This is a genomic window from Qipengyuania mesophila (genome assembly GCF_019711655.1).
GTDB lineage: Bacteria > Pseudomonadota > Alphaproteobacteria > Sphingomonadales > Sphingomonadaceae > Qipengyuania > Qipengyuania mesophila.
In genome coordinates this window covers 77,590-101,290 of sequence record NZ_JAIGNU010000002.1, presented here as the reverse complement: position 1 = coordinate 101,290, position 23,701 = coordinate 77,590, and the positions used below count along the sequence as shown (strand labels likewise).

30 protein-coding genes are annotated in these 23,701 nt (G+C 65.8%); 23 read left to right on the top strand and 7 right to left on the bottom strand.

The features are described 5' to 3' along the window. Positions 1-173: 173 nt before the first annotated feature. From coxB to K3181_RS10135, 8 genes are all read left to right on the top strand, one after another. On the top strand, positions 174-1,202 hold the full coding sequence (gene coxB / locus K3181_RS10170) for a cytochrome c oxidase subunit II (RefSeq protein WP_247715067.1): 1,029 nt from the start codon (positions 174-176) through the stop codon (positions 1,200-1,202). A 30-nt stretch (positions 1,203-1,232) separates the two neighbouring features. After that, complete coding sequence (ctaD, locus tag K3181_RS10165; RefSeq protein ID WP_221603005.1) at positions 1,233-2,945, top strand: cytochrome c oxidase subunit I; 1,713 nt, start codon at positions 1,233-1,235, stop codon at positions 2,943-2,945. Positions 2,946-3,031: 86 nt separating this feature from the next. Then, a complete protein-coding gene (locus tag K3181_RS10160) occupies positions 3,032-3,991 on the top strand; it encodes an alpha/beta fold hydrolase (RefSeq protein ID WP_247715066.1) in 960 nt (319 codons plus the stop codon). A 23-nt stretch (positions 3,992-4,014) separates the two neighbouring features. Then, positions 4,015-4,932, top strand: coding sequence for a heme o synthase (locus K3181_RS10155; protein WP_221603004.1), 918 nt, complete (start codon positions 4,015-4,017; stop codon positions 4,930-4,932). 124 nt (positions 4,933-5,056) lie between these two features. Continuing rightward, positions 5,057-5,629, top strand: coding sequence for a cytochrome c oxidase assembly protein (locus K3181_RS10150; protein WP_221603003.1), 573 nt, complete (start codon positions 5,057-5,059; stop codon positions 5,627-5,629). A gap of 66 nt (positions 5,630-5,695) precedes the next feature. Continuing rightward, the gene (locus K3181_RS10145) at positions 5,696-6,517 is read left to right on the top strand and encodes a cytochrome c oxidase subunit 3 (RefSeq protein WP_221603002.1); all 822 of its coding nucleotides are present in this window, start codon (positions 5,696-5,698) and stop codon (positions 6,515-6,517) included. Next, positions 6,517-6,918 carry a DUF983 domain-containing protein gene (locus K3181_RS10140; protein ID WP_221603001.1) on the top strand — a complete coding sequence of 134 codons (402 nt, stop codon included), beginning with the start codon at positions 6,517-6,519 and terminating at the stop codon, positions 6,916-6,918. Before K3181_RS10145 ends, K3181_RS10140 begins: the two co-directional genes overlap by 1 nt. Continuing rightward, a complete protein-coding gene (locus K3181_RS10135; RefSeq protein ID WP_221603000.1) occupies positions 6,918-7,493 on the top strand; it encodes an SURF1 family cytochrome oxidase biogenesis protein in 576 nt (191 codons plus the stop codon). The genes K3181_RS10140 and K3181_RS10135 overlap by 1 nt, the downstream gene beginning before the upstream one ends. A 1-nt stretch (position 7,494) precedes the next feature. Here the strand turns inward: K3181_RS10135 and K3181_RS10130 are convergent, their stop codons facing one another. Then, entirely contained in the window at positions 7,495-7,947 is a 453-nt protein-coding gene (locus K3181_RS10130; protein WP_221602999.1) for an SRPBCC family protein, read from the bottom strand. A 47-nt stretch (positions 7,948-7,994) separates the two neighbouring features. Between K3181_RS10130 and K3181_RS10125 the strand changes: the two genes are divergently transcribed. From K3181_RS10125 to K3181_RS10090, 8 genes are all read left to right on the top strand, one after another. Beyond that, positions 7,995-8,348, top strand: coding sequence for an ArsR/SmtB family transcription factor (locus K3181_RS10125; protein WP_221602998.1), 354 nt, complete (start codon positions 7,995-7,997; stop codon positions 8,346-8,348). A 48-nt stretch (positions 8,349-8,396) separates the two neighbouring features. Beyond that, positions 8,397-9,788 (top strand): threonine synthase, encoded by a 1,392-nt coding sequence (gene thrC / locus K3181_RS10120; RefSeq protein WP_221602997.1) that lies wholly within the window; start codon positions 8,397-8,399, stop codon positions 9,786-9,788. Next, entirely contained in the window at positions 9,788-10,702 is a 915-nt protein-coding gene (locus K3181_RS10115) for an RsmD family RNA methyltransferase (protein ID WP_221602996.1), read from the top strand. The genes thrC and K3181_RS10115 overlap by 1 nt, the downstream gene beginning before the upstream one ends. Positions 10,703-10,712: 10 nt before the next feature. Then, complete coding sequence (locus K3181_RS10110) at positions 10,713-11,087, top strand: dihydroneopterin aldolase (protein ID WP_221602995.1); 375 nt, start codon at positions 10,713-10,715, stop codon at positions 11,085-11,087. Further along, a complete protein-coding gene (locus tag K3181_RS10105) occupies positions 11,084-11,383 on the top strand; it encodes a Rossmann fold domain-containing protein (protein ID WP_221602994.1) in 300 nt (99 codons plus the stop codon). Before K3181_RS10110 ends, K3181_RS10105 begins: the two co-directional genes overlap by 4 nt. 3 nt (positions 11,384-11,386) lie before the next feature. Next, entirely contained in the window at positions 11,387-11,629 is a 243-nt protein-coding gene (locus tag K3181_RS10100) for a MoaD/ThiS family protein (protein WP_221602993.1), read from the top strand. Continuing rightward, positions 11,622-12,089 carry a molybdenum cofactor biosynthesis protein MoaE gene (locus tag K3181_RS10095; RefSeq protein WP_345725486.1) on the top strand — a complete coding sequence of 156 codons (468 nt, stop codon included), beginning with the start codon at positions 11,622-11,624 and terminating at the stop codon, positions 12,087-12,089. The genes K3181_RS10100 and K3181_RS10095 overlap by 8 nt, the downstream gene beginning before the upstream one ends. A gap of 74 nt (positions 12,090-12,163) precedes the next feature. Continuing rightward, positions 12,164-12,586 carry a hypothetical protein gene (locus K3181_RS10090; RefSeq protein ID WP_221602991.1) on the top strand — a complete coding sequence of 141 codons (423 nt, stop codon included), beginning with the start codon at positions 12,164-12,166 and terminating at the stop codon, positions 12,584-12,586. 72 nt (positions 12,587-12,658) lie between these two features. Here the strand turns inward: K3181_RS10090 and K3181_RS10085 are convergent, their stop codons facing one another. Beyond that, complete coding sequence (locus tag K3181_RS10085; RefSeq protein WP_221602990.1) at positions 12,659-13,177, bottom strand: hypothetical protein; 519 nt, start codon at positions 13,175-13,177, stop codon at positions 12,659-12,661. Between the two features lie 202 nt (positions 13,178-13,379). Here K3181_RS10085 and rplU point away from each other — a divergent pair, with 202 nt between their 5' ends. The 3 genes from rplU (at position 13,380) to K3181_RS10070 (ending at position 14,835) form a co-directional block, all read left to right on the top strand. Beyond that, positions 13,380-13,805, top strand: coding sequence for a 50S ribosomal protein L21 (gene rplU / locus K3181_RS10080; protein WP_221602989.1), 426 nt, complete (start codon positions 13,380-13,382; stop codon positions 13,803-13,805). Positions 13,806-13,817: 12 nt separating this feature from the next. Continuing rightward, a complete protein-coding gene (rpmA, locus tag K3181_RS10075; protein ID WP_221602988.1) occupies positions 13,818-14,087 on the top strand; it encodes a 50S ribosomal protein L27 in 270 nt (89 codons plus the stop codon). A 208-nt stretch (positions 14,088-14,295) separates the two neighbouring features. Further along, a complete protein-coding gene (locus K3181_RS10070) occupies positions 14,296-14,835 on the top strand; it encodes a GNAT family N-acetyltransferase (RefSeq protein WP_221602987.1) in 540 nt (179 codons plus the stop codon). Positions 14,836-14,896: 61 nt separating this feature from the next. Here the strand turns inward: K3181_RS10070 and K3181_RS10065 are convergent, their stop codons facing one another. Beyond that, positions 14,897-15,775: a metal-dependent hydrolase gene (locus K3181_RS10065; protein WP_221602986.1), complete on the bottom strand. Its 879-nt coding sequence runs from the start codon at positions 15,773-15,775 to the stop codon at positions 14,897-14,899. 113 nt (positions 15,776-15,888) lie between these two features. Between K3181_RS10065 and K3181_RS10060 the strand changes: the two genes are divergently transcribed. Further along, positions 15,889-16,488, top strand: a complete 600-nt coding sequence (locus tag K3181_RS10060) for a TetR/AcrR family transcriptional regulator (RefSeq protein ID WP_221602985.1) — start codon at positions 15,889-15,891, stop codon at positions 16,486-16,488. Here K3181_RS10060 and ygfZ read toward each other — a convergent pair. Then, positions 16,469-17,212: a CAF17-like 4Fe-4S cluster assembly/insertion protein YgfZ gene (ygfZ, locus tag K3181_RS10055; protein ID WP_221602984.1), complete on the bottom strand. Its 744-nt coding sequence runs from the start codon at positions 17,210-17,212 to the stop codon at positions 16,469-16,471. The two genes, K3181_RS10060 and ygfZ, sit on opposite strands and share 20 nt — an antisense overlap. A gap of 38 nt (positions 17,213-17,250) precedes the next feature. On the opposite strand from ygfZ, the gene pyrC reads away from it, so the two are divergent. Further along, complete coding sequence (gene pyrC, locus K3181_RS10050) at positions 17,251-18,288, top strand: dihydroorotase (protein ID WP_221602983.1); 1,038 nt, start codon at positions 17,251-17,253, stop codon at positions 18,286-18,288. Here pyrC and rarD read toward each other — a convergent pair. Beyond that, entirely contained in the window at positions 18,266-19,168 is a 903-nt protein-coding gene (gene rarD / locus K3181_RS10045) for an EamA family transporter RarD (RefSeq protein ID WP_221602982.1), read from the bottom strand. The two genes, pyrC and rarD, sit on opposite strands and share 23 nt — an antisense overlap. Positions 19,169-19,359: 191 nt before the next feature. On the opposite strand from rarD, the gene K3181_RS10040 reads away from it, so the two are divergent. Both K3181_RS10040 and K3181_RS10035 read left to right on the top strand, forming a co-directional pair. Beyond that, on the top strand, positions 19,360-19,833 hold the full coding sequence (locus tag K3181_RS10040) for a glycine zipper 2TM domain-containing protein (protein WP_221602981.1): 474 nt from the start codon (positions 19,360-19,362) through the stop codon (positions 19,831-19,833). 217 nt (positions 19,834-20,050) lie between these two features. Next, complete coding sequence (locus K3181_RS10035; protein ID WP_221602980.1) at positions 20,051-20,761, top strand: hypothetical protein; 711 nt, start codon at positions 20,051-20,053, stop codon at positions 20,759-20,761. Positions 20,762-20,767: 6 nt separating this feature from the next. Here K3181_RS10035 and astD read toward each other — a convergent pair whose 3' ends face one another. Together astD and K3181_RS10025 are read right to left on the bottom strand one after the other, a co-directional pair. After that, complete coding sequence (gene astD, locus K3181_RS10030; protein ID WP_425594550.1) at positions 20,768-22,234, bottom strand: succinylglutamate-semialdehyde dehydrogenase; 1,467 nt, start codon at positions 22,232-22,234, stop codon at positions 20,768-20,770. A 10-nt stretch (positions 22,235-22,244) separates the two neighbouring features. Then, on the bottom strand, positions 22,245-23,663 hold the full coding sequence (locus tag K3181_RS10025; protein WP_221602978.1) for a protein adenylyltransferase SelO family protein: 1,419 nt from the start codon (positions 23,661-23,663) through the stop codon (positions 22,245-22,247). Between the last annotated feature and the right edge of the window lie 38 nt (positions 23,664-23,701).

The window sequence follows — 23,701 nt, the reverse complement described above, 5'->3', positions numbered from 1 at the left end:
GAGGCAAAGGCGCTTGCACATTTTTATCCGCCACCCGCTTGAGGCTGGCGCAATCCCTGCCTATAGGGCGGGCGCAATCGGGCCCTGCCACAGGGGTGCGTTCCGCCGTGCACGCGGAATGCGCAGAGGCAAGAGGCCCCGACGAAGACACGACACGAAAGAGTGCCAAGACGATGAAAATTCTCGGCTCCCTCAACGGGTTCCACCGGATTGTCGCCAGCCTGGCGATGGCCGCGATGCTGGCTTTCGGCGCACAGGGCGCGATGGCGCAGGACGCCGCCGACGCGACCGCGCAGATCGAGCAGGCCGACCCGGCCGCAGCCGCCGATGCTTCGAGCGCGGATGTTGGCCCGGGTTCGGGTGGCTACACGCCGATGAAGCCGACCGAAGGCAAGGGCATGCCGGTTGCCAAGGGCATCGACGTCCAACCGCAGTACTCGCCGATCGGCCATCAGGCCAATGCGCTGCACATCGGCCTCGTCTGGGTCATGGCGATCATCAGCATCTTCGTCCTCGCGCTGTTCGTTTGGGTGATCCTCAAGTTCAACAAGCGCGCCAATCCGGTGCCGTCGAAGACCAGCCACAACACGCTGATCGAAGTGGTGTGGACGGTGGTTCCGGCGCTGGTGCTGCTGGGCATCGCGATCCCCTCGATCGGCTTGTTGAGCGCGCAGTACAAGACGCCGCCGAAGGACGCGATTACCATCAAGGCGACCGGCTATCAGTGGTACTGGGGCTATTCCTATCCCGACAACGGCGACTTCGAAGTCGTCTCGAACATGCTGACCAAGGAAGAGGCCGACGCCCGTGGCGAGCCGCACCAGCTGGCGGTCGACAACCGCATGGTCGTCCCCGCCGGCGTGCCGATCCGCCTGCAGACCACCGCGGCCGACGTGATCCACTCCTTCGCCGTGCCGAGCCTGTGGTTCAAGCTCGACGCCGTCCCCGGACGCCTCAACGAGAAGCTGCTCTTCATCGACGAGCCCGGCGTCTATTACGGCCAGTGTTCGGAACTGTGCGGCGCGCGCCACGGCTATATGCCGATCGCGGTCGAAGCGCTGCCGATGGATCAGTACAACGCCTGGGTCCTGGCGCAGGGCGGCACGGTCGCCGGCGCCGAGGACGCGGCTCCCGCGGCTGCACCGGCCGAGGATGCGGCAGGCGCCGAAGCCGAAGCGGCCCCCGCCGCACCGGCCGCTTAAGATAATCGTTTAGCTCGAGAGTACAGCACGATGGCAACCACCGCCGACCACTTCGAGGCCCACCACGAGGACCACGCGCACGACGCCGACCACAAGCCCGGCTTCTTCGCGCGCTGGTTCATGTCGACCAACCACAAGGACATCGGCACGCTCTACCTGATCTTCGCGATCATCGCCGGCATCGTCGGTGGCGCGATCTCGGGCATCATGCGCTGGGAGCTCGCCGAGCCGGGTCTCCAGGTCCTCAACCAGGTGGCGCCGTTCTTCGGTGCCGATCCGACGCAGATGGACCAGAACCTCCACATGTGGAACGTGTTCATCACCGCCCACGGCCTGATCATGGTCTTCTTCATGGTCATGCCGGCGATGATCGGCGGGTTCGGCAACTGGTTCGTGCCGCTGATGATCGGCGCGCCCGACATGGCCTTCCCGCGCATGAACAACATCAGCTTCTGGCTGACCGTTGCCGGTTTCTGCTCGCTGCTGTTCTCGCTTTTCGTGCCCGGCGGCACGGGTCCCGGCGCGGGCACCGGCTGGACCGTCTACGCACCGCTCTCGACCACCGGCAGCCAGGGCCCGGCGGTCGACTTCGCGATCTTCTCGCTGCACCTTGCCGGTGCCGGCTCTATCCTCGGTGCGACCAACTTCATCACCACCATCTTCAACATGCGTGCGCCGGGCATGACCCTGCACAAGATGCCGCTGTTCGTGTGGTCGGTGCTGGTTACCGCCTTCCTCCTGCTGCTGGCCCTGCCGGTTCTCGCGGCCGCGATCACCATGCTGATCACCGACCGCAACTTCGGCACGACCTTCTTCGATCCGGCCGGCGGCGGTGACCCGATCCTCTACCAGCACCTGTTCTGGTTCTTCGGTCACCCCGAAGTGTACATCATGATCCTGCCGGGCTTCGGCATGATCTCGCAGATCGTCTCGACCTTCAGCCGCAAGCCCGTCTTCGGCTATCTCGGCATGGCCTACGCCATGGTCGCGATCGGCGTCGTCGGCTTCGTCGTGTGGGCGCACCACATGTACACCGTCGGTCTCGACGTGAACACGAAGATGTATTTCACCGCGGCGACCATGGTCATCGCAGTCCCGACCGGCGTGAAGATCTTCAGCTGGATCGCGACGATGTGGGGCGGCTCGATCGAGTTCAAGAGCCCGATGGTCTGGGCGATCGGCATGATCTTCCTGTTCACCGTCGGCGGCGTGACCGGCGTCTACCTCGCCAATGGCGGCGTCGACGACGTGGTCCACGACACCTACTTCGTGGTGGCGCACTTTCACTACGTGCTGTCGATGGGTGCGGTGTTCTCGCTCTTCGCGGGCTTCTACTACTGGTTCCCGAAGATGAGCGGCAAGATGCACTCCGAACTGCTGGCCCACCTGCACTTCTGGGGCTTCTTCATCGGCGTGAACGTGATCTTCTTCCCGCAGCATTTCCTCGGCCTGCAGGGCATGCCGCGCCGCTATCCCGACTATGCGGATGCCTATGCCTACTGGAACGAGATCAGCTCGATCGGCTACGTCATCATGGCCGGTTCGATGATCTTCTTCTTCATCAACCTCGTCTATGCCTTCACGGCGGGCAAGAAGGCGGCCGACAACCCGTGGGGCGCAGGCGCAACGACGCTCGAATGGAGCCTGTCGAGCCCGCCGCCGTTCCACCAGTTCTCGACGCTGCCGGTGATCGAAGATCATCATACGGCTCACGATCACCTGAGCGACCCCAAGCCCGCGTAACGCGAGCGGTCGAAAGACTGGACAGAAAAGAGCGGCCGGTCCCATGGTGGACCGGCCGTTTTTTCATGTCCGAGGGGAATGAGCCAATGCCGCGAATGCGCACGATCGATACGGGTGAGGTCAGCCTGCGCTGTGCCGTGGAGGGCGAAGGGCCGCTCGCCATCATGGTCCACGGCTTTCCCGAAAGCTGGTACAGCTGGCGCCACCAGATCGGCCCCGTCGCTGACGCCGGTTTCACCGCCTGCGCCATCGACGTGCGCGGCTATGGCGGCTCGGACAAGCCCGAACCGGTCGATGCCTATGCGATGGAGCACATCGTCGGCGACCTGGTGGGCCTGCGCAAAGCCCTTTCTCCCGACACACCCGCCATACTGATCGGCCACGACTGGGGGGCGCCGATCGTGTGGAACTCGGCGCTCACCCATCCCGAGGATTTTCGCGCGGTGGCCGGGCTTTCGGTGCCCTTCGCGGGCGTGCCCTCCAGGCCCTTCACCGAGGTGTTCCGCGAGCATTTCACCAGCCAGGGGCGGTTCTTCTACCAGGAATATTTCCAGGAACCCGGCGTCGCCGAGGCGGAAGCGGAGAAGGACCCGCGCGATTTCGTTCAGCGGATGATGTACTCGATCAGCGGCGACGTGCCGCCGGGCGATTATTGGAACAAGCCGCTCGGCGCGAGTTTCCTCGAAGGGCTGCCCGATCCCGAACCCGTTTCCTGGCTCACCGAGGACGACCTCGATTTCTACGAAGCCGAGTTCAAGGCATCGGGCTTCCGCGGCCCGCTCAACCGCTATCGCAACCACGAAGCGGACTATAAATGGCTGCAGGGGTGGGCGGGCAAGCTGATCGAACAGCCTGCCTTGTTCATTGGCGGGACGCGCGATCCGGCGACCTTCCTGTTCGGCGCGGTCGATGACCCCGTCGCGCTGGTGAAGCTCTTCGCACCCAAGGCCGAAGGTCATATTCTAGATAGCGTCGGCCACTGGACGCAGCAGGAACGCCCGGAAGAAGTGAATCGCCTCCTGATTGACTGGCTAAAGCGTCTCTGACGCCCTATATGGCGCCCGATTCCATGACCCAGACCGTTCCAACCCAGCTGCCTGCCGACTGGCGCGATTTCTTTGCGCTGACGAAGCCGCGCGTGATGAGCCTGGTGATCTTCACCGGCCTGTGCGGCCTGCTCGCCGCGCCCGGCAGCATCCATCCCGTGCTCGGCTTTACCGCCATCCTGTGCATCGCGCTGGGCGCGGGCGGGGCGGCGGCGCTCAACCAGTGGTGGGAAGCCGATCTCGACGCCGGCATGAAACGGACCAGCAAGCGGCCGCTGCCTGCCGGACGGCTGCAGCGCACCGACGCGCGCGATTTCGGCGTGCTGATCTCGGCCGCCTCGGTGGTGATCATGGGGCTGGGCGTCAACTGGCTCTCGGCCGGGATTCTGGCCCTGTCGATCCTCTACTACGCCGTCGTCTACACCATCTGGCTCAAGCCGCGCACGCCGCAGAATATCGTCATCGGCGGCGGGGCGGGGGCCTTTCCGCCGCTGATCGGCTGGGTCGCGGTGACCGGCCACATCACGCTGATGCCGGTGCTGCTGTTCCTGATCATCTTCATGTGGACGCCGCCGCATTTCTGGGCGCTCGCGCTGTTCGTGAAGACCGATTACGCCAATGTCGGCATACCCATGATGCCGGTGGTCAAGGGCGAGAAATCGACCCGCCGCCAGATATTCGCCTATGCCGTGCTGCTGGTGCCGGTCGCCGCCGCGCCCTGGTTCATCGGCGGGACGAGCTATGTCTACGGTATTGCGGCGCTCGCACTGTCGCTTGCCTTCCTTGCGCTTTCGCTTCCCGTCGCCTTCCGGCAGACCGGGGAGACCGACACGATGAAGCCCGAGAAGCGCCTGTTCGGCTTCAGCATCATCTACCTTTTCGCCCTGTTCGCCGCGCTGGTGGTGGACCGGGCGCTGGCCAACAACGGATGGATCGCATGACCCCCGAAGAAGAAGCCGAATACCGTCGTCGCCAGAAGAGCCGCAACCTTGTGGTTGGCGGCATCCTGCTGTTTCTGGCAGTCCTGTTCTACGTGATCACCATCGCGCGGATGTGAGGCCGGACATGAGTGCATCGACCCTCGACATGCGCAAGAACCGCACCGCGGTGTTCGCCGTGCTGATGGCGCTCGGCATGCTCGCGCTCGGCTTTGCCGCAGTCCCGCTCTATCGCATGTTCTGCCAGGTCACCGGCTTTGCCGGTACCACCCAGGTCGCCAGCGAAAGCGACGCCGCTCGGGCCGCCCGCTTCGCGGACAGCGCGGCCGCGCGAACGATCTCGATCCGCTTCGACGGCAATACCGCGTCGGACATGCCCTGGACCTTCCACCCGGAGCATCCCACCGACACGGTCACGATCGGCCAGCGCGACATGGCGATCTATATCGCGAAGAACAATTCGGACGAGCGCATCACCGGCACCGCGACCTTCAATGTCGAGCCCGAACAGGCGGGCGCCTATTTCAACAAGATCCAGTGCTTCTGCTTCACCGAGCAGGTGCTCGAGCCGGGTCAGGAAGTGCGCATGCCGGTGCTCTACTACGTCGATCCCAAGGCGCTCGACGATCCCAATATGAAGGGGGTGGAGCAGATCACGCTCTCCTATACTTTTCACCGGGCGCTGGATTTAGCCGAGTAGCCCCTAGACCCGCGCGCAATGGCGCATTAAGGGCACCCGCAAAGCGAAACCCAGGACGCGAGTACAATGGCTGGCAACGTCAATCACGAATATCACATCCTCGAACCCGATATCTGGCCGCTGATCGGTTCGATTTCGGCGCTGACCTTCACCAGCGGCATGGTCCTGTTCATGCACGAGATGGCCAGCGCGCATCTCGTGCTCGGCCTCGGCATCGCAGGCCTCATCGCGACCTTCTTCAGCTGGTTCTCGAACATCGTGAAGGAAGCGCAGCGCGGCGATCACACCCCGGTGGTGCAGCTCCACATGCGCTACGGCATGATCCTGTTCATCGCTTCGGAAGTGATGTTCTTCGTCGGCTGGTTCTGGAGTTTCTTCGACTTCGCGCTGTTCCCCAGCCAGCTGTCCGACGTCGTCGGCGGCGTGTTCCCGCCCAAGGCGATCGAAGCGGTCATGGATCCGTTCAGCCTGCCGCTGCTCAACACGCTGATCCTGCTGTGCTCGGGCACCACGGTGACCTGGGCGCACCACAGCCTGATCCACGGCGACCGCGAAGGCCTCAAGAAGGGCCTGTGGCTGACCATCGTGCTCGGCGCGCTGTTCACCGCCATTCAGGCCTATGAATACGCGCATGCGCCGTTCGGCTTCGGTGGCAACACTTACAGTTCGGCATTCTACATGGCGACCGGCTTCCACGGCTTCCACGTGCTGGTCGGCACGATCTTTCTGATCGTCTGTCTGGTGCGCGCTTACAAGGGCCACTTCACCCCGCGTCAGCACTTCGGCTTCGAAGCGGCCGCGTGGTACTGGCACTTCGTCGACGTGGTGTGGCTGTTCCTCTTCGTCACCGTCTATGTCTGGGGCGGGTGGGGCGCTGCCATCCACTGATGTCTTCGGACAATCCCGAAACACGCGAAGGGCAGCCCGGCACCGAGACTTCTCTGGCCGAGGCTGCCCTTCTCGGTTTGTGCCCCCGCTGCCGGGCCAAGACGATGTTCGGCGGCATGCTCGCCTTTTCCGAGCGCTGCCCCGCCTGCGGGCTGGACTATGCGCGCTTCAACGTCGGCGATGGCCCCGCCGCACTGGTGACGCTTGCAGTGGGCACGATCACCGTGGGGCTGGCGATCTGGGTGCAATTGTCGTTCGAGCCGCCATGGTGGGTGCACGCCCTGCTGTGGGTGCCGCTGACCTTCGCGCTGGTCATCGGCGGCCTGCGCGTGACCAAGGCGTGGCTGCTCGCCAGCGAATACCGCAACGACGCCCGCGAAGCGGGCAGCAAGGATCTGTGATGCGCCTTCCGCTGATACCCACCGTCTTCGTCGCCGGCGCGGTCGCCACGATGATCGCGCTCGGCATCTGGCAGCTGGGTCGCAAGGATGAAAAGGAAGCGCTGCTGGCACGATATGCGCAGGCGGAGATGATGACGGAAGATGCTCCGCTCATGGGAAAATCGCTTGAGCGACCGCAATTCTATTTCCGCCATACGACGCTCACCTGCACGGGTAGCGGCGTAACCGAGCCGCGCGCTGGCGCAAATAAGGAGGGCCGGGTAGGCTGGGCGCATTGGGCCCGCTGCACGGAGGATGTCGACCATACACCGGTTTTGGTAAACATCGGTTGGTCACAGAACCCGGCCACTGTCCCATACGAGCTTGATCGGGTAGCGGGCATAATCGCGCCTGATGGCCCTGACGGAGCGCGAGTAGTAGCGGACGAACCGGCTCCCGGTCTTGAGGCAAGCGCACGCCCGGACCCCCGCTCGATCCCCAACAACCACCTTGCCTATGCCGGCCAGTGGTTCTTCTTCGCCCTGACCGCGCTGGTGATCTACATCCGCGCGCTGCGCCGCCGGAGCCGCGCCTAGCCTATTTGTACATCCCCTCGCGCAGATTGATGCCGTATTCGACCCAGGCCTTGAGCGCGGCGAGCATCTGGCTCCAGCCCATGCAATTGTTGTAGCTGCCCTTGAGCCCGCTCTCGGTTTCGCGCCAGCCTTCCTCCGCGATCTCCACCAGCGTTCGCCCGGCATCCCCATCGACCGGCTTGAAGGTCATCGTCACCGTGACATTGTAGCCCGCATCGGGCTCGCCCTCCCATTCGAGCACGATGCGTTCGTCGGGCACGACCTCGATCACCTGGACCGGGAAGGCGCCGGGGAAATCGTGGAAGTCCCACATGACCGTGGCGCCCGGCTCAATCCGTCCCTCGGCCCCGCCGGTGGTGAAATAGCGTGACAGCTTGTCCGGGTCGGCGACCGCCTCGAACACCTCGTGCGGAGGCTTGGAGATATGGGCGAAGACGCGATATCTGAGTTCCATGGCCGACTCCTCTTGCCGCGCGATTGTGTATGTTATAAAAAACTAACATGTCAACCGAGGAGCAGTTCGACCGCGTGTTCAAGGCACTGGCCAATCCGGTCCGGCGAGCGATCTGCGACGCAATCCGGCCGCGCCCGTTGACGACCAAGCAGCTCTGCACCGAATTTCCGACGCTCGACCGGACCACCGTCATGATGCACCTGCGGGTTCTCGAGGAGGCGGGGCTGGTGGTCCCGGTGCGCAAGGGGCGTGAGCGGTTCAATCACCTTGACGCGATGCCGATCCACGATATTCACGAGCGCTGGATCGGCCCCCATGCCGCGCAGGCGGTGCAGGGGCTGGCGCGCCTCAAGCGGGACCTCGAAGCGGTCGAGGACAAGGAAAAGCAATCCACCGACTAGGCCGGCTTGCTTGCCCGCTCACACTGCGCCCGCTAACCGCTTGTCGCGATGAAATACGTCTCCACCCGCGGTAGCGCGCCTGCGCTCGATTTCGCCGGCGTCACGCTCGCCGGGCTGGCCAGCGACGGCGGCCTCTATGTCCCCGAAGAATGGCCGCAATTCTCGCTCGACGAGATCACCGCGATGCGCGGCCTCCCGTATCCCGAGCTCGCCGCGCGGGTCATGCAGCCCTTCGTCGGCGACTGCCTGACGCCCGAAAAACTGCACGAGCTGACCGCGAAAGCCTATGCCCGCTTCGCCCACAAGGCGGTCACACCGCTGGTACAATTGACTGAACAACAGTGGCTGCTCGAATTGTTCCACGGGCCGACGCTCGCCTTCAAGGATGTGGCGCTGCAATTGCTCGGCCTGCTGTTCGAGGAATTCCTCGCGCGCGAGGACGGCACGTTGACGATCGTCGGGGCGACCAGCGGCGATACCGGCAGTGCGGCGATCGATGCGGTCGCGGGGCTCGACCGGGTCGAGATCTTCATGCTCCACCCCAAGGGCCGGGTGAGCGACGTCCAGCGCCGCCAGATGACCACGGTGCGCGCGCCCAACGTCCACAATATCGCGATCGACGGCAGCTTCGACGATGCGCAGGCGATGGTGAAGCGGATCTTCGCCGACGAGAGCGTGACCGCCAAGCATCGCATCGGCGCGGTCAACTCGATCAACTGGGCGCGGTTGATGGCGCAGGTGGTCTATTATTTCGCCGCCTCGCTGCAACTCGGCGGGCCCGAGCGCAAGCTGGCCTTCAGTGTGCCGACGGGCAATTTCGGCGATGTCTTCGCGGGCCATGTCGCCGCGCGAATGGGGCTGCCGATCGAGCAGCTGCTGGTCGCCACAAATATCAACGACATCCTCCACCGCGCGCTGTCGAGCGGAGATTATTCGACCGGCACCGTCACCCCCACCGCCGCGCCGAGCATGGATATTCAAGTTAGCTCGAACTTCGAGCGGCTGCTGTTCGATGTCGGCGGGCGCGACGGCGCGGCGCTGGCCGAGCAGATGCGCGGCTTCGAGGCGAGCCGGGCTATGCAGCTGACCAATGCCCAGCGCGAGGGCGCCGCGGCACTCTTCACCAGCGCGCGCGCCGACGAGGCCGAAACCGCGCAGGCGATCCGCTGGGCCTATGAATCCTGCTGCGAGACGATCGACCCGCATACCGCGATCGGGCTTCATGCTGCGCTGCAGGCCGAACTGCCCACCGATGTCCCGGTGGTTACGCTGGCGACCGCGCATCCGGCCAAGTTCCCCGATGCGGTCGAACGCGCCACCGGAATGCGGCCGACGCTGCCCGCGCGGGTCGGCGACCTGTTCGCGCGCGAGGAAGCCTATACCGAGCTGCCCGGCACCTACGAGGCGGTGCGCGAGCATATCCTGGGGCATGCCTCCTGATGGCCGAGCTGGTTCGCGAACCCGTGCTGATGGTCGGCGAGGGCTGGGATGCCTATCGCCTGCTCGACAGCGGGCATGGCCGCAAGTTCGAGGCCTATGGCCCCTACCGCTTCATCCGTCCCGAGCCGCAGGCGATGTGGTCGCCGCGGCTCGAGAGCTGGGACGCGCATGGCGAGTTCGTTCCCGGCAGCGACGAGGACGGCGGCGGGCGCTGGCAGTATGCGAAGAGCGTGCCCGACGATGGCTGGGAGCTCGGCTGGGGCGCGGAAGCACGCTTCACCGCGCAATGCACGCCCTTCCGCCACCTGGGCTTCTTCCCCGACATGGCGCCGGTGTGGGAGTGGATGGGTGCGCAGCTGGCCGATGCCACCGACGCCGAGACGATGAACCTGTTCGGCTACACCGGCGTCGGCACGCAGGCGCTCAGCCGTTTCGGCCGCGTGACCCATGTCGATGCGAGCAAGAAATCGGTCGCGCAGGCGCGCGCCAATGCGACGCTCGCCGGGCTGGACGACCGCCCGATCCGCTGGTTGGTCGAGGATGCGATGAAATACACCGCGCGCGAAGTGCGCCGCGGGCGTCGCTACGACGGGATCATTCTCGATCCGCCCAAATTCGGGCGCGGTCCCGATGGCGAGGTCTGGCGGCTCGAAGAAGGGCTGCCCGGTCTCGTTTCGGATTGCCGCCAGCTGCTCGACGACAACAGCCGCTTCCTCTTCCTCACCGTCTATGCCGTGCGGATGAGCAGCCTCGCACTGGGCGGACTGCTCGAAGAGGTTTTCGCAGGGCTTCCCGGCACGATCGAACACGGCGATCTGGCGGTGGAAGAAGACGCCCTCCGACAGCCTCAGGGTGAGCGGGCGGGCCGGCTGCTGCCCACCGCGATCTTCGCGCGCTGGTCCAATCCGCGCTAAGGCGCCCGTCATGACCGATTCGCTGATCCTCGAGGTGGCCGATTTCGAGTACGACGTGCTCACCGGCATCTATTCGGAAGAAACCGGCCGTCCGCAGCCGCTGCGCTTCACCATCCAGGCGCGGATGAAGCCGCTGCTTCGTTACGATCCCGAGACCTCGCTCGATCATTCGAAGAACTACATGGATCTGAAATTCGCCGCCTCGGAGGCGCTGCCCGAAGGCGTGCATTTCAAGCTGATCGAAGCGGTCGCCGACCATGTCTGCGAGACGCTGTTCCTGCAGGACAGGCGGATCGAGGCGGTGACGGTCAAGATCGTCAAGCTCGCCATTGCCGAAGCGGGCGAGAAGATCGGCATCACGCTGCACCGTGAGCGGCGCGAATGAAGCGCATCGCGGTCGACGGATTGCCCGACGACCCGCTCGCCGCCGCGGGCGTCTTCCACCAGCACTGGCTGGCGCATGTCGAAGACGTGCTGGGCAGGGGCGAGGACGTGATGCTGCAGATTGGCTCCGCCGATCACACCCATCGCGAATGGCGCCTTTCCATCGTCGCTGGTCTCGCGCGCAAGCATGCACCGCAGCGGATCAACATGGTCGCGGGCGAGGGCGATGCGGTCGATGCCACCGAGACCTATCTCGCCCGGGCACCCGGCATCACCGGCCAGTATCTCGAGACCTGAGAAGTGGGCGTACGCATCCTCTTCCTCGGGCCGCTGCGCGATATCGCGGGCGAGCCGGAGCGCGAAGTGCCGGCCCCGCTCGACTGGGCGGGCCTGCTCGCAGCGGTCGGCCCCGATATTGCCGACCAACTGCGCGAGCCTCGGGTCCATGTCGCCTGTGGCAGCAGGGTTCTGGGCGACAAGACCCGGCTCGATGCGCGCGAGGGCGACGAGGTCGCGCTGCTGCCCCCGGTCAGCGGTGGCTAGGCTCGCCCTCTCGACTCCGCTCGACGTCCGGCTGCTCGCCCGGGGGCTGTCGGTCGGGGAGGCGCTGGCGGCATTCAACGCGGCGCATGGCGAGGCGGGCGGGATCGTCTCCTTTCTCGGCAAGGTCCGCCCGGATGGCGATGTCAGGGCACTTGAACTGACGCACTACGAGCCGTTGACTTTGCCCGGGATGCAGGAACTGGCCAGCTCCGCGCAGGCGCGCTTCGAGCTGGACGGGGCGCTCGTCTGGCACCGGGTGGGCGTGATGGTGCCGGGCGAGGCGATCGTGATGGTCGCGGCTGCCGCGCGCCATCGGCGAAATGCCTTCGAGGGGGCCGACTATCTGATGGATCATCTCAAATCGGCGGCCTGGCTGTGGAAGCGCGAGAAGCGTGGCAATGGCTGGCACTGGGTCGAACCGCGCGGGGCCGACCGCACCGACCTGGACCGGTGGAAATAATCCGCACCTCTTGATTTCGATCAAGGAAGCCTCGCGATGGCCGGCGCATCAAGGCTCCGGAAAAGGAGCACAGCATGGTCAAGCACTTCACCCGTGAGCTTGTTGCCGAACAGGCCATCATCGTCGAAACGCCCAAGGTCGCGCACGAGGTCGATCGCAGCTTCGAATTGCCCAAGGGGCTCTATGTCGCGACCGTGGGGCTCTATCTCGGCTTCCTCGCGGTGATGGCGGCCGGGCTGTCGAGCCCGGGCCTGATCATCCCGATGGCGATCTTCGCCTTCTTCATTCTCGCCGGCTTCGGCCTTCCGACGATCTGGGCGCGGATGCAGCCGCCCCATCGCAGCCGCAACATAAGCTGGTCGCGGCTGGTCAGCCAGGGTGTCGCCACCCATACTGGACGCGTCAGTGCGCGCGACGCTGCGGTGCAGGTGCTGGTCCTGCCGGTGCTGATCTTTTGCTGGGGGATTGCCGCGGTGACGATCGCCGCCTTCACCTGAAGCACTTCAAATCGACTGGGGAGAGGCGCGGGGTCGGGAAACCGGCCCCGCGCTTAGCATTTCGTGGTCGAGTCAGCGAACCTGTGCGCGAAGTCTTTCGAGCACGGCATCTTCCTCCGCCACCAGCGCGATGACGCTGTCGCGCGCGGCGACGATGGCGGTGGCATCATCTGCCTGGACCGTCGCTGCGGTGAAGAGGATATCGAGATCGCCCAGTGCGATCGCCGCATTGCTGCGCGCCGAATCGAGATCGGCGAGCGCGACCTGAGCGGCGGCCCAGCCGTCGCTGCCCACACTGCTTCCCGCGGCGGCCTTCACGCGGCTTTCGGCGGTTGGCACCGCGTCGAGGAAGCCGGCATGCGCCTCGCGCGCCTGCGCGACCAGTGCGTCGAGCCGCTCGGCGAGGTTCGTTCCCTGGTTGACTTCGACCGGGGGCACGTCGAGTTCCTCCGTCTCGACCGGCTCGAAGGTCCCTTCGGCGCGCTCGACATCGCGCGTGGCGAGCGAGGGATAGCGGTCGTCGGCGGTCGTGGCGCAGCCGGCGAGCAGGATTGCGGTGATCGTGAGAACGGGAAGCTTGCGGAAGTTCATCGCCTTCTCCATATCACGCGCATCGCCGGGCGCCAGCGAGGATGCAAATTTCCTCGCGGCAAGCGTTGACTTGGCCCCTCCTTTCGCCTAACGGCACGCTTCTTTCCGGGGCTGCCACTGGCGGCCTGACGGGCGCGCCGTGCATTTGCAAGAATTCGTCTTGTGGGTGAGGGCACAGCAATTTGAACGAGAGATAACCACCATGTTCGCAGTAGTGCGCACGGGCGGCAAGCAATACCGGGTTGCCGCCGGAGACAAGATCGCGGTCGAGAAGCTGGCAGGCGAAGCCGGCGACACCATCACGCTGGGCGACGTCCTGCTTGCAGGCGAAGGCGATTCGCTTTCGGACGCCGGCAAGGTGACCGTTTCGGCCGAGATCATCGCGCAGGCGAAGAGCGAAAAGGTGATCGTTTTCAAGAAGCGTCGCCGCCACAACTATCGCCGCAAGAACGGTCATCGCCAGCAGATGACCCTGCTGCGCATCACCGATGTCGGCACCGGTTCGGCCAAGAAGGCTGCGCCGAAGAAGGAAGCCGCTCCGAAGGCAGAAGCCGCGGAGAAGAAGGCTCCCGCCAAGAAGGCTGCGCCGAAGAAGGCTGCTGCCAAGAAGACCGAAGCCAAGAAGTAAGGAGCGCGGACGATGGCACATAAGAAAGCAGGCGGTTCGTCGCGTAACGGTCGTGACTCGGCTGGTCGTCGCCTTGGCGTGAAGAAGTTCGGCAGCGAAAACGTCGTCGCCGGCAACATTATCGTGCGCCAGCGTGGCACCAAGTTCTACGCGGGCGCCAATGTCGGCATGGGCAAGGACCACACGCTGTTCGCCCTTACCGACGGTGTTGTGCGCTTCCACAAGGGCAAGCTCGACCGCAAGTTCGTCTCGGTCGACATGATGGCCGAAGCCGCCGAATAACCGGACGCTCCGATAACGGGATCGTCCAAACGGGACGGTCCCAGCCGGGTCCATGATCCGGCAACCGAAGAGGGAGATGGGACCACCCCGTCTCCCTCTCGTCGTTTCTCTCTCTTCACAATTCGCCGCGAAATTTTCTTTCGCCATCACGCAATTGTCACGCGTCCGGCCTAGGAGCCCGGAGCGTGGATCGAAGGGGAGATTACCGATGTTCCATGTCACCGAAAGGCTGCTGCTGCGGCCTGCCTGGCCCGAAGATGCCGATGCGCTGCTGCGCGGAATCGCCGACGAAACCGTCGTGCGCAATCTCGCGCGCGCGCCGTGGCCCTATCTCCCCGAACATGCGCGTGAATTCGTCGCCCGCGGCCAGGACCAGCGCGTCCCCAACTTCCTCATGACGCTGCCCGGCGAGGACGGCTCGCGCATCATCGGCTCGATCGGGCTGGGCAAAACCGAGACGGGCGTCGAGCTCGGCTACTGGATCGCGCGGCCCTATTGGGGCCAGGGCTTCGCCACCGAGGCGGGCAGGGGGGTGATCGAGGTCGCCAGGCTGCTCGGGTACGGCAAGCTCGAAGCCGGCCACTTCCTCGACAATCCCGCCTCGGGTCGCGTCCTGCGCAAGCTCAGCTTCCGTCCCACGGGCAAGGTTGCCAGGCGGCACAGCTGCGGGCGCGGCGAGGCGGTCGACTGCGCCCTCTACCGGCTCGATCTCGGCGATGAGACGCTCGTCCCGCCGATGGCGGCCTGAGCCAAACGAAAGGCCCCGCGAGCGATGTGCTTGCGGGGCCCTTTGCTTTTCTTGAAGCGGCTTATTCGGCCGGCATGAGAGCGTCCTGGAAGTCGCCCTCGTAGAGCTTGATGAGCTCGCGGTCGTCGTGGTCCCACGGGTGGAAGCCGGGCTTGAAATAGGCCAGCCACGCCGGGAAGATCCGCCGCACCACGCCCGGGCTGACGGTGAGGTATTTGAACAGGCCCCACTTGGCCTTCCAGCCGGTGATACCGTCCTGCTCGAGCAGGTTGAGCGAATCGATCCAGCGGTTCTTGAAGAAGCGCGCGGTGACGGTGAGCATGACGAGGCTGCGGACCTTCCAGCGGCGCCAGCCGGTCCAGTCCCTGGTCGCGTGGTTCCAGGTGTCGAAGGCGACGCCCTTGTGCTCGATCTCCTCGGCGGCGTGCCAGCGCCACATGTCGCGCACTTCCTTGTCGGCATTTGCGAAATGCTTCGGATTCGCGAGGAACTCGGCGGCCATCATGGCGGTATAGTGCTCGAGCGCCATGGTGACTGCGAGATTGGCGATGGCCGGGCGATCCTTGGTCAGCGCGAGCAGTTCGGCCACGCGCTTGTCGATCGCCTTGATGTCGTAGCCTGCATCTTCGGCGAGACGGTTGAAGGCGATATGTTCGCGCGTGTGGTTGATTTCCTGCTTCACGAAGGCGCGGATCTCGGCCTCGAGCTTGGGGTCGGCTCCTTCGCGATGCGCCTTGACCGCCTCGATGAAGAAGGCTTCGCCGCGCGGAAAGGTGGCCGAGAGCGCGTTGTGCCAGGCGGTGCCGAAGGGCTCGCCCGCCCACCAGCGGCGCGGGCTGCTGGCGCGGTTGAAGCGCTCGTCGCGCACGGTGATGGTGAGGTCGGCGGGGGTCGGTGCCGACCGGCGCGTGTCGGTATCGATCGTGACGGGGGCGTGCATCGGTACTCCGGGAATTGACTGACAGGAGTGTAAGTAGTGCTTACTTACATAAATGTCAATAAGCTTTCGAGACGGCTTCCCACCCTGCCGGAGATGAGTTAACCCGGAGGCCAATGGCGACACGAAAACGACTTTCTCCCGAAGAATCGCGGCTCGCAGCGCTCGAAGCGGCGCGCGCGCTGCTGATCGAAACCGGCCCGCAATCGGTCACGCTGAAGGCGGTGGCGGGGCGTATCGGGCGCACCCACGCCAATCTGCTGCATCACTTCGGCTCGGCCGCCGGGCTGCAGAAGGAGCTCGCCGGCCATCTCGCCAAGACCGTCTGCGACACGATCATCGATGCCGTGCGCGCGAGCAGGGCGGGGCTGGGATCGCCGCGCGAGGTGGTCGACCTCGCCTTCGACGCCTTCGACAAGGAGGGCGCCGGCGCGCTTGCCAGCTGGATGATCCTGACCGGCAACGAGGATGCGCTGACGCCGATCGTCGAGACCATCCACCAGCTTGTCGACGAGATCGCGCCCGAAGAGGCGGCGCATGGCGCCACGCCCGCGCAGGTGCACGAGGAAACGCTGGCGCTGGTGCTGATGGCGATGGGCGATGCGCTGATCGGCGGTGCGCTGTCGCGCTCGCTCGGCCTGCCCGAAACCGCCGCGCGCGACCGGGCCGAGCGCATGCTGACGCGCTCGATCGAGGTCAGGCTTCCGAAGGGCTGAGCGTGGCGCGCAGCCAGGCGGGCGCGCGCTCCGGATCGATGTTCTCTACGCGCAGGTGGTCGACTGCGAGGCCGAGCGCGGGATATGCCGCCTTGCGCCGCTTTTCCTCCGACTCGCCGAGCGGCACCACCAGCAACCGGCGGTTGACCTTGCTGCGCCAGTTCATCCGCGCGGTGTTTTCCTGGCCGATGTAGCAGCCCTTGGAAAAGCTGACGCCGTGGAGCTCGACCGCATTGGTCTCGAGCCACAGTATGTCGCCGAGCTCGGCGCGGCCTTCAGGCACGCCGAGCGAGAGCCGGTGCGCTTGCCAGGCCTCGTCGGCTGCTTCTTCGCCATCGGCCGCGGGTGCAAGCCAGCGCTGGCCCAGCGAACCCAGCCGGGGGTCCGCGGCGGCGCCGTCACCCATTTCGGGCCGCCAGTGGACCGCAACTGCGGGATCGACCGCGATGGCGATCTTGCGGCGCAGGCGATAGAGCGACAACCGCTTGACCAGCTCCTCCGCCACCTCGGCCTCGCAATCGAGCAGGAGTTCGCCCGGCTTGCCCGGCCAGACGATGAAGTCGAACAGCGTCTTGCCCTGCGGCGTCAGCAGCCCAGCATAGGCGGGCAGCGTACCGATAACGTCGTTGGTCACGAGCCCCTGGAGGAAAGCGATCACGTCTTCGCACTCGTCGGTGGGGGAAAGGCGGATCACGGCGCGGCTGGTCAGGCGGGTGGCGGTCATGGGTGACAGATAGGCCGCCTGCCGCCATAGGCAACCGCATGGTCGAATCGCTGACAATCCGCCGCCCCGACGACTGGCACCTGCACTTCCGCGATGGCGAGACCATGCGCGCCGTGGTGCCGCATACCGCGCGCCAGTTCGCCCGTGCGATCGTGATGCCCAATCTCGCCCCGCCGGTGACCACCAGCGCACTCGCCAATGCCTATCGCGAACGGATCCTCGACGCCGTGCCCGAGGGGCTCGACTTCACCCCGTTGATGACCGCCTACCTCACCGACGAGAGCGATGCCGACGATCTGGCGGCGGGCCATGCCGACGGCGTGCTGACCGCGGCCAAGCTCTATCCTGCCGGGGCCACCACCAATTCGGCGCAGGGTGTGACCGATATCGCCAATATCATGGGCGTGCTCGAGCGCATGGCCGAGATCGGGATGCCGCTGTGCGTCCATGGAGAGGTGACCACGCCCGACATCGACATCTTCGACCGCGAAGCGGTGTTCATCGACCGCGTGCTCCAGCCGCTGGTCGATCGCCTGCCGACCCTGCGCGTCATCTTCGAGCACATCACGACCATGCAGGCGGTCGGCTTCGTCGAGAGCGCGGGACCGAATGTCGCCGCGACGATCACGCCGCAGCACCTCCACATCAACCGCAACGACATCCTCGTCGGCGGCATCCGCCCGCATATGTACTGCCTTCCGGTGGCCAAGCGCGAGCAGCACCGGCTCGCACTGCGCGGCGCGGCGACCAGCGGTTCGCCGAAGTATTTCCTCGGCACCGACAGCGCACCGCACCATCGCCACGCCAAGGAAAGCGATTGCGGCTGCGCGGGCATCTTCAACGCGCCCTTCGCACTGGAAAGCTACCTCCAGGTCTTCGAGGAAGAAGGGGCGCTCGAGCATTTCGAAGCCTTTGCCAGCCTCAACGGCCCGGCCTTCTATCGCCTGCCGCCCAATGAGGAGCGGATCACGCTCGAGAAGGCGCCGGTGGACGTGCCCGCCGAGCTCGATGGCGGCGAGGCGCCGATCGTGCCTTTCCATGCGGGCGAGACGCTCAGCTGGTGGCTGGCTTCCTAGACCGCGCGACGAGGTCCCACACGAAGATCGCTGCCGCCAGCCAGATGCAGGCGAAACAGGCGATCTCGGCCGGATGGAGCGGCTTGTCGAAGACCGTCAGCCCGAGGATGAAGACGATGCTCGGCGCGAGGAACTGGATGAAGCCGAGCGTCGAATAGGGCAGCTTGCGTGCGGCGATGGCGAAGCACAGCAGCGGGAAGGCGGTCAGCGCGCCGCCCGCCATGATCGCCAGGCTCAGCTCGGTCGAGACCGTGAAGGATGAGCCCTGCGTCTGCGCGAAATACCAGACCACGCCCGCCGACGGCAGCAGCAGCAGCGTCGATTCGATCGTCAGCCCGGGGACCGAGCCGATCTCCACACGCTTCCGGATGAGGCCATATGTGCCGAAGCTCAGTGCCAGCGTCAGGCTGATCCACAGCGTCGTCAATGCACCCGCCGCCAGCAGCGAGACGCCGACCGCGGCGATCCCCACCGCAGCCCATTGCGGTCGGGTGAGCTTCTCGCCGAGTAGCATCGTGCCGAGCAGCACGTTGACCAGCGGGTTGATGTAATAGCCCAGGCTCGCGGCATAGACCTCGCCCGCCTGGATCGCCCAGACATAGACCACCCAGTTGACCGCGATCAGCGTCGCGCTGACGGCGAGCCAGCCCATGGTGCGCGGATTGCGCAACGCTTCGCGCAGCTCGCCGCCCTGCTTGCGCGCCGCAACGATGATGAGGCACAGCGGCAGCGTCCAGATGATCCGCCAGCCGACGAATTCGAAGGCCGGCACGCTCTTCACCAGGATCAGGTAGAGCGGCAGGAAGCCCCAGATGAGATAGGCGCAGAAGGCTGCGGCGAGCCCGGTGCGGTCGTGCTGCGGTGTGGCGCTCGCGTTCATCACCGGCGCGCTAGGCGGGCATGGCAGGGCCCGCAAGTGTCAATTCGTCGCCCGGGACGCTCGCGTCATCGAAAAACGCAAATCTGACAGGGATGTTGCATTCCGTTCAGATTCGGGGGTGTAAAGCTTAACGACATCGACGGAGTGAGCTCCGCAAACCGACGAAGAAGACGAAGAAAAGGACCCTGACCATGGCGAAGACCTTCAAGACCGCTTCGATGGCGCTCGCTGCGACCGGCCTCGCACTGGCCATGCCGGCGAGCGCCGCGCCCGTGACCCACGCCGGCCTCGGCGCGCATGCCGCTGTCACCGGCGACATGAGTTTCGAGCATGGCAAGCACCGCAAGTATCGCAAGCACCGCGAGCGCGACTACCGCGGCTATCGCGGCAGCTACCGCGCGCAGCCCTATTACGAAGGCTATGGCCGCTATTACGGTCAGCCGGTTCGCGCCGACACGCGCATCTGGCGCGGCAATGACGGGCGCTATTACTGTCGCCGCGACAATGGCACCACGGGTCTCCTGGTCGGAGCCGGCGTCGGCGCGCTGATCGGTCACGAAGTCGCCGGGCGCGGCGGGGACCGCACGCTTGGCGCGATCCTCGGCGGTGCCGCCGGCGCGCTCCTCGGCCGTTCGATCGACCGTTCCAGCACGCGCTGCGGCTAACTGAAATACCGAGATCCGGCCGTGCCCACCCACGGCCGGATACCGCGGTCCCCAGCGGACCGTGCGGGCGTCGTTCGTCCTCGCTTGCGGGGGCGGGCGGCGCCCATTAGTCTTTTCGGCAAGGGCTGTCCCGCTATGGTGCAGCCGCTCCGCCCCGCTGGATTCATCCGCGAGTCCAGCCTTATGGGGTCCGTGTTCCCAAGCTGAAGGTCTACAGATGAAACGTCGCCTGCTGGTCTCACTCCTCCCCGTCGCCCTGCTCGCAAGCTGTGGCGACAAGACCGAGGACGAGGCAGCAGGCGACGCAATGGACCCGGCCAGCGAACAGGCTCTCAACGACGAATTGGCGACCGATCCGGACCTTGCCGGCCGCAACGAGGCGAATGCCGCGCTGTCGGGCACGGGCAATGCGGCGGTCCCCAACATCGACAAGTCGACGCGCGCCATCGAGGCCGCGCGCAGCCGCGCCGCCGAACTGGTCGGCGGGCGCAGCAAGCTGGTGGCACCGCCCGCGGCCAAGGCGCTGGGCCAGGATGCCGCGCCGAGCAAGGCGATGGTTGCCGCGGCCAAGGCCGCGGTCGCGCCGGGCGGTGCGAATTGCGGCGACAAGGTCGATTACACCTCGGCCTGGGCGGCCAAGCTGCCTGCGGCCTTCCCGGTCTATCCGCGCGGCAACACGCAGGAAGCCGCCGGTACCGACGAGGGCCAATGCGCGCTGCGCGTCGTGTCTTTCCTGACCCCCGTCGCGCTCGACGAGGTGCTCGCCTTCTACAACACTCGCGCCAAAACTTCGGGCTACAGCGTCGAGCATGTCACCAGCGGAGGCGACAACATCCTCAGCGGGACCAAGGGCAAGTCGGCCTATGTGGTGTACGGCCGGCGCCTGCAGCAGGGTGTGACCGAGATCGACCTCGTCACTACCGACTGAGCCGCCTCAGGCGTCCTTGACGCCGACGCCGATGCTGGCGCGCGGCTGTTCCATCTCATTGCTGGCAACCGGATAGGCGCAGTAATCCGCGGCATAGAAGGCCGCCGGGCGATGGTTGCCCGACAGGCCAATCCCGCCGAAGGGAGCGGCCGAGGAGGCGCCGTTGGTCGGGCGGTTCCAGTTGACGATCCCGGCGCGGATCTCGTCCCAGAAACGGTCGAAATCGCTCGGCTTGCCGCCGATCAGCGAGGCCGAAAGGCCGTAGCGCGTGTTGTTCGCTTCGTAGATCGCCTCTTCGAAATTGGCCACGCGGATCACCTGCAGCAGCGGGCCGAACAGCTCGATGTCGGGCCGTTCGTGGACGTCGGTCGCGTCGAGGATGCCGGGCGAGAGGAAGGGCAGCTTCTCGTCGGGGCGGCGCATGTGCATGATCGGCGTGCCGCCGCGGTTCATCAGCGCGACGAAGCTTTCCGACAACAGGTCGGCGGTGCCGTTGTCGATCACGCAGCCCATGAAGGGTTGCGGATCGGCGAAGGGCTCGTCGACGATCAGCCGTTCGGCGAGCGCCTTCACCGCGGGGACGATCTTGTCGAACATCGAATCGACCACGATCAGTCGCCGCGCGGCGGTGCAGCGCTGACCTGCGGTGGTGAAGGCCGACTGGATGATCGTTGCGGCCGCATCCTCGACCTTCGGCGTGTCGACCACGACGATGGGGTTGTTGCCGCCCATTTCCAGCGCGACGATCTTGCCCGGATCGGCGGCGAGCTTGCGGTTGATCGCGATGCCCGCGCGTGCCGAGCCGGTGAAAAGGACGCCGTCGACCATCCAGTGCTCGACCAGCGCCTGGCCGGTCTCGACCCCACCGTGGATGCACTGCACCACGCCTTCGGGAATCTTCGCCTCGTGGAAACAACGGGTGAGGAATTCGCCCACTGCGGGCGTCTTCTCGCTCGGCTTGAAGATCACCACATTGCCCGCGATCAGCGCCGGGACGATATGGCCGTTGGGCAGGTGCGCGGGGAAATTATAGGGGCCCAGCACCGCCATCACGCCATGCGGCTTGTGGCGTACCGCGGCGGTGCCCTGCAGCGCGCTGTTGAGCTTCTTCATCCCGGTCCGCTCGGCATAGGCGGTGATCGAGATCTCGACCTTGCCGATGACCGCCTCGACCTCGGTGCGCGCTTCCCACAGCGGCTTGCCGGTTTCGCGCGCGATCAGTTCGGCGAAGGGCTCGGCATGCTTGCGCACGGTGTTGGCGAAGCGGCGCATGAATTCGATCCGGCGGGCCAGCGGCTCGCGCGACCATTCACGCATCGCCTTGCGCGCGCGTTCGATCGCCGCGTCGACATTGCCGGACTTGCCGCGCCAGATCTCTTTGCCGGTCGCGGGTTCGGTTGAGACCAGTTCGGTCGCCATTGTGGTATGATATTCCTCTCTGCGGCTCGAATCGGGCCCTAAGTGGTAGGTCAGAAGCGCCGCGTCAATCGACGTCTTCGCCGCGCAAGGCGTGTCCGGCAGGTGCGGGCGGCGCGCCATGTGCCTCGCCCATGCGGCGCAATGCAGCGACCTTGTGTTCGAGCGGCTGCCAGTCGTCGTGCTCCGCAATGGCAGACCAGATCGTCTCGACCTCCTCGATGAGCATGGATTGTGGCGTATCGTCGCTCCAATAGGGATGATCGCTCGCCACCGCTTCGAAGTCGTGCAGCGCCTCGGCGAGCTCGCCTTGCGCCTCGCGCCCGCCGCGATGACCGAAGAAGAAGGTGTCGGGCGCCATGCCGCTCTCACGCAGCGCCTTCTCCGAGGCGGCGACGAGCTTCGCGTTGGCCTCGGCATCGCGCGGGACCAGGCCCAGCCGCCAGCACCAGCGTCGGCCGACGGCATCCATGTAGAGCGGTCCGAAGCGCTCCATCGCCGCGATCAGCGGCGGGGCCTCGGCCACCAGACGCAGCGCGACGGCGAGTTGCCCACAGTTCCAGTGCAGGGCCTCGGGCTGGCGCCCGAAGGCATAGAGCCCCTGGTGGTCGAAATAGGCGGCGGTGAATGCCGGGTCCCAATGCGGCAGGAAGCGCCACGGCCCGTAATCGAAGCTCTCGCCCGAGATGTTCATGTTGTCGGTGTTGAGCACGCCGTGGACGAAGCCCGCGACCATCCAGCTTGCCGCCAGGTCGGCGAGCCGTTCGACGACCAGATGCATCAGCCGCACCGCCGGTTCCTCGCGCCCAGGCGCGTCTTCGGGCGGGGGCGGACCGGGAAACTGCGCGAGGCAATAATCGACAAGTTGCTCCATGTGCTCGCGTTGCTCGAGCGCGAGCAGGCGCTGGAAGGTCCCGATGCGGATATGGCCGTGGCTGAGCCGCGTCAGCACCGCCGAACGGGTGGGCGAGGGCTCGTCGCCGCGCCACAGTTTCTCGCCGGTCTCGACCACGCTGAAGGTCTTCGACGTGTAGACGCCGAGCGCCTCGAGCATCTCGGTGGCGAGGATTTCGCGCACCGCGCCCTTGAGCGTCAGCCGCCCGTCGCCATCGCGGCTCCACGGAGTCTGGCCCGAGCCCTTGGTGCCGAGATCGAGCAGTCGGCCCCCGCCATCGCGCAGCTGGGCGAAAAGGAACCCGCGGCCATCGCCGATCTCGGGATTGTACACGCGGAACTGGTGCCCGTGATAGCGCAGCGCCAGAGGGTGGGCGAGGTTGCCTTCGAGCGGTTCGAAGCGCCCGAAATGGCGCAGCCATTCCTCGTCGGTCAGCGAGGCCAGTCCGACAGTCGCGGCATGCGAATCGTTGCGGAGGCGCAGGCATGTTTCGGGAAACGGGGCCGGCTCGACCGCATCGCCGATCCAGTCGGCGAGCGTTTCGATCGGCGTGTCGGGGCGATAGCTCGCGGCTTGCGGTTCGGCGCGCATGCGGCGATAGTGGGCGGCAAGCCAGCCCGACACAAGGG

What these genes read in the sequence shown, in the direction of transcription:
- coxB (WP_247715067.1), top strand. Translation starts at nt 174, where the DNA reads ATGAAAATTCTCGGCTCCCTCAACGGGTTCCACCGGATTGTCGCCAGC.
- ctaD (WP_221603005.1), top strand. Translation starts at nt 1,233, where the DNA reads ATGGCAACCACCGCCGACCACTTCGAGGCCCACCACGAGGACCACGCG.
- K3181_RS10160 (WP_247715066.1), top strand. Translation starts at nt 3,032, where the DNA reads ATGCCGCGAATGCGCACGATCGATACGGGTGAGGTCAGCCTGCGCTGT.
- K3181_RS10155 (WP_221603004.1), top strand. Translation starts at nt 4,015, where the DNA reads ATGACCCAGACCGTTCCAACCCAGCTGCCTGCCGACTGGCGCGATTTC.
- K3181_RS10150 (WP_221603003.1), top strand. Translation starts at nt 5,057, where the DNA reads ATGAGTGCATCGACCCTCGACATGCGCAAGAACCGCACCGCGGTGTTC.
- K3181_RS10145 (WP_221603002.1), top strand. Translation starts at nt 5,696, where the DNA reads ATGGCTGGCAACGTCAATCACGAATATCACATCCTCGAACCCGATATC.
- K3181_RS10140 (WP_221603001.1), top strand. Translation starts at nt 6,517, where the DNA reads ATGTCTTCGGACAATCCCGAAACACGCGAAGGGCAGCCCGGCACCGAG.
- K3181_RS10135 (WP_221603000.1), top strand. Translation starts at nt 6,918, where the DNA reads ATGCGCCTTCCGCTGATACCCACCGTCTTCGTCGCCGGCGCGGTCGCC.
- K3181_RS10130 (WP_221602999.1), bottom strand. Translation starts at nt 7,947, where the DNA reads ATGGAACTCAGATATCGCGTCTTCGCCCATATCTCCAAGCCTCCGCAC.
- K3181_RS10125 (WP_221602998.1), top strand. Translation starts at nt 7,995, where the DNA reads ATGTCAACCGAGGAGCAGTTCGACCGCGTGTTCAAGGCACTGGCCAAT.
- thrC (WP_221602997.1), top strand. Translation starts at nt 8,397, where the DNA reads ATGAAATACGTCTCCACCCGCGGTAGCGCGCCTGCGCTCGATTTCGCC.
- K3181_RS10115 (WP_221602996.1), top strand. Translation starts at nt 9,788, where the DNA reads ATGGCCGAGCTGGTTCGCGAACCCGTGCTGATGGTCGGCGAGGGCTGG.
- K3181_RS10110 (WP_221602995.1), top strand. Translation starts at nt 10,713, where the DNA reads ATGACCGATTCGCTGATCCTCGAGGTGGCCGATTTCGAGTACGACGTG.
- K3181_RS10105 (WP_221602994.1), top strand. Translation starts at nt 11,084, where the DNA reads ATGAAGCGCATCGCGGTCGACGGATTGCCCGACGACCCGCTCGCCGCC.
- K3181_RS10090 (WP_221602991.1), top strand. Translation starts at nt 12,164, where the DNA reads ATGGTCAAGCACTTCACCCGTGAGCTTGTTGCCGAACAGGCCATCATC.
- K3181_RS10085 (WP_221602990.1), bottom strand. Translation starts at nt 13,177, where the DNA reads ATGAACTTCCGCAAGCTTCCCGTTCTCACGATCACCGCAATCCTGCTC.
- rplU (WP_221602989.1), top strand. Translation starts at nt 13,380, where the DNA reads ATGTTCGCAGTAGTGCGCACGGGCGGCAAGCAATACCGGGTTGCCGCC.
- rpmA (WP_221602988.1), top strand. Translation starts at nt 13,818, where the DNA reads ATGGCACATAAGAAAGCAGGCGGTTCGTCGCGTAACGGTCGTGACTCG.
- K3181_RS10070 (WP_221602987.1), top strand. Translation starts at nt 14,296, where the DNA reads ATGTTCCATGTCACCGAAAGGCTGCTGCTGCGGCCTGCCTGGCCCGAA.
- K3181_RS10065 (WP_221602986.1), bottom strand. Translation starts at nt 15,775, where the DNA reads ATGCACGCCCCCGTCACGATCGATACCGACACGCGCCGGTCGGCACCG.
- K3181_RS10060 (WP_221602985.1), top strand. Translation starts at nt 15,889, where the DNA reads ATGGCGACACGAAAACGACTTTCTCCCGAAGAATCGCGGCTCGCAGCG.
- ygfZ (WP_221602984.1), bottom strand. Translation starts at nt 17,212, where the DNA reads ATGACCGCCACCCGCCTGACCAGCCGCGCCGTGATCCGCCTTTCCCCC.
- pyrC (WP_221602983.1), top strand. Translation starts at nt 17,251, where the DNA reads ATGGTCGAATCGCTGACAATCCGCCGCCCCGACGACTGGCACCTGCAC.
- rarD (WP_221602982.1), bottom strand. Translation starts at nt 19,168, where the DNA reads ATGAACGCGAGCGCCACACCGCAGCACGACCGCACCGGGCTCGCCGCA.
- K3181_RS10040 (WP_221602981.1), top strand. Translation starts at nt 19,360, where the DNA reads ATGGCGAAGACCTTCAAGACCGCTTCGATGGCGCTCGCTGCGACCGGC.
- K3181_RS10035 (WP_221602980.1), top strand. Translation starts at nt 20,051, where the DNA reads ATGAAACGTCGCCTGCTGGTCTCACTCCTCCCCGTCGCCCTGCTCGCA.
- K3181_RS10025 (WP_221602978.1), bottom strand. Translation starts at nt 23,663, where the DNA reads ATGCGCGCCGAACCGCAAGCCGCGAGCTATCGCCCCGACACGCCGATC.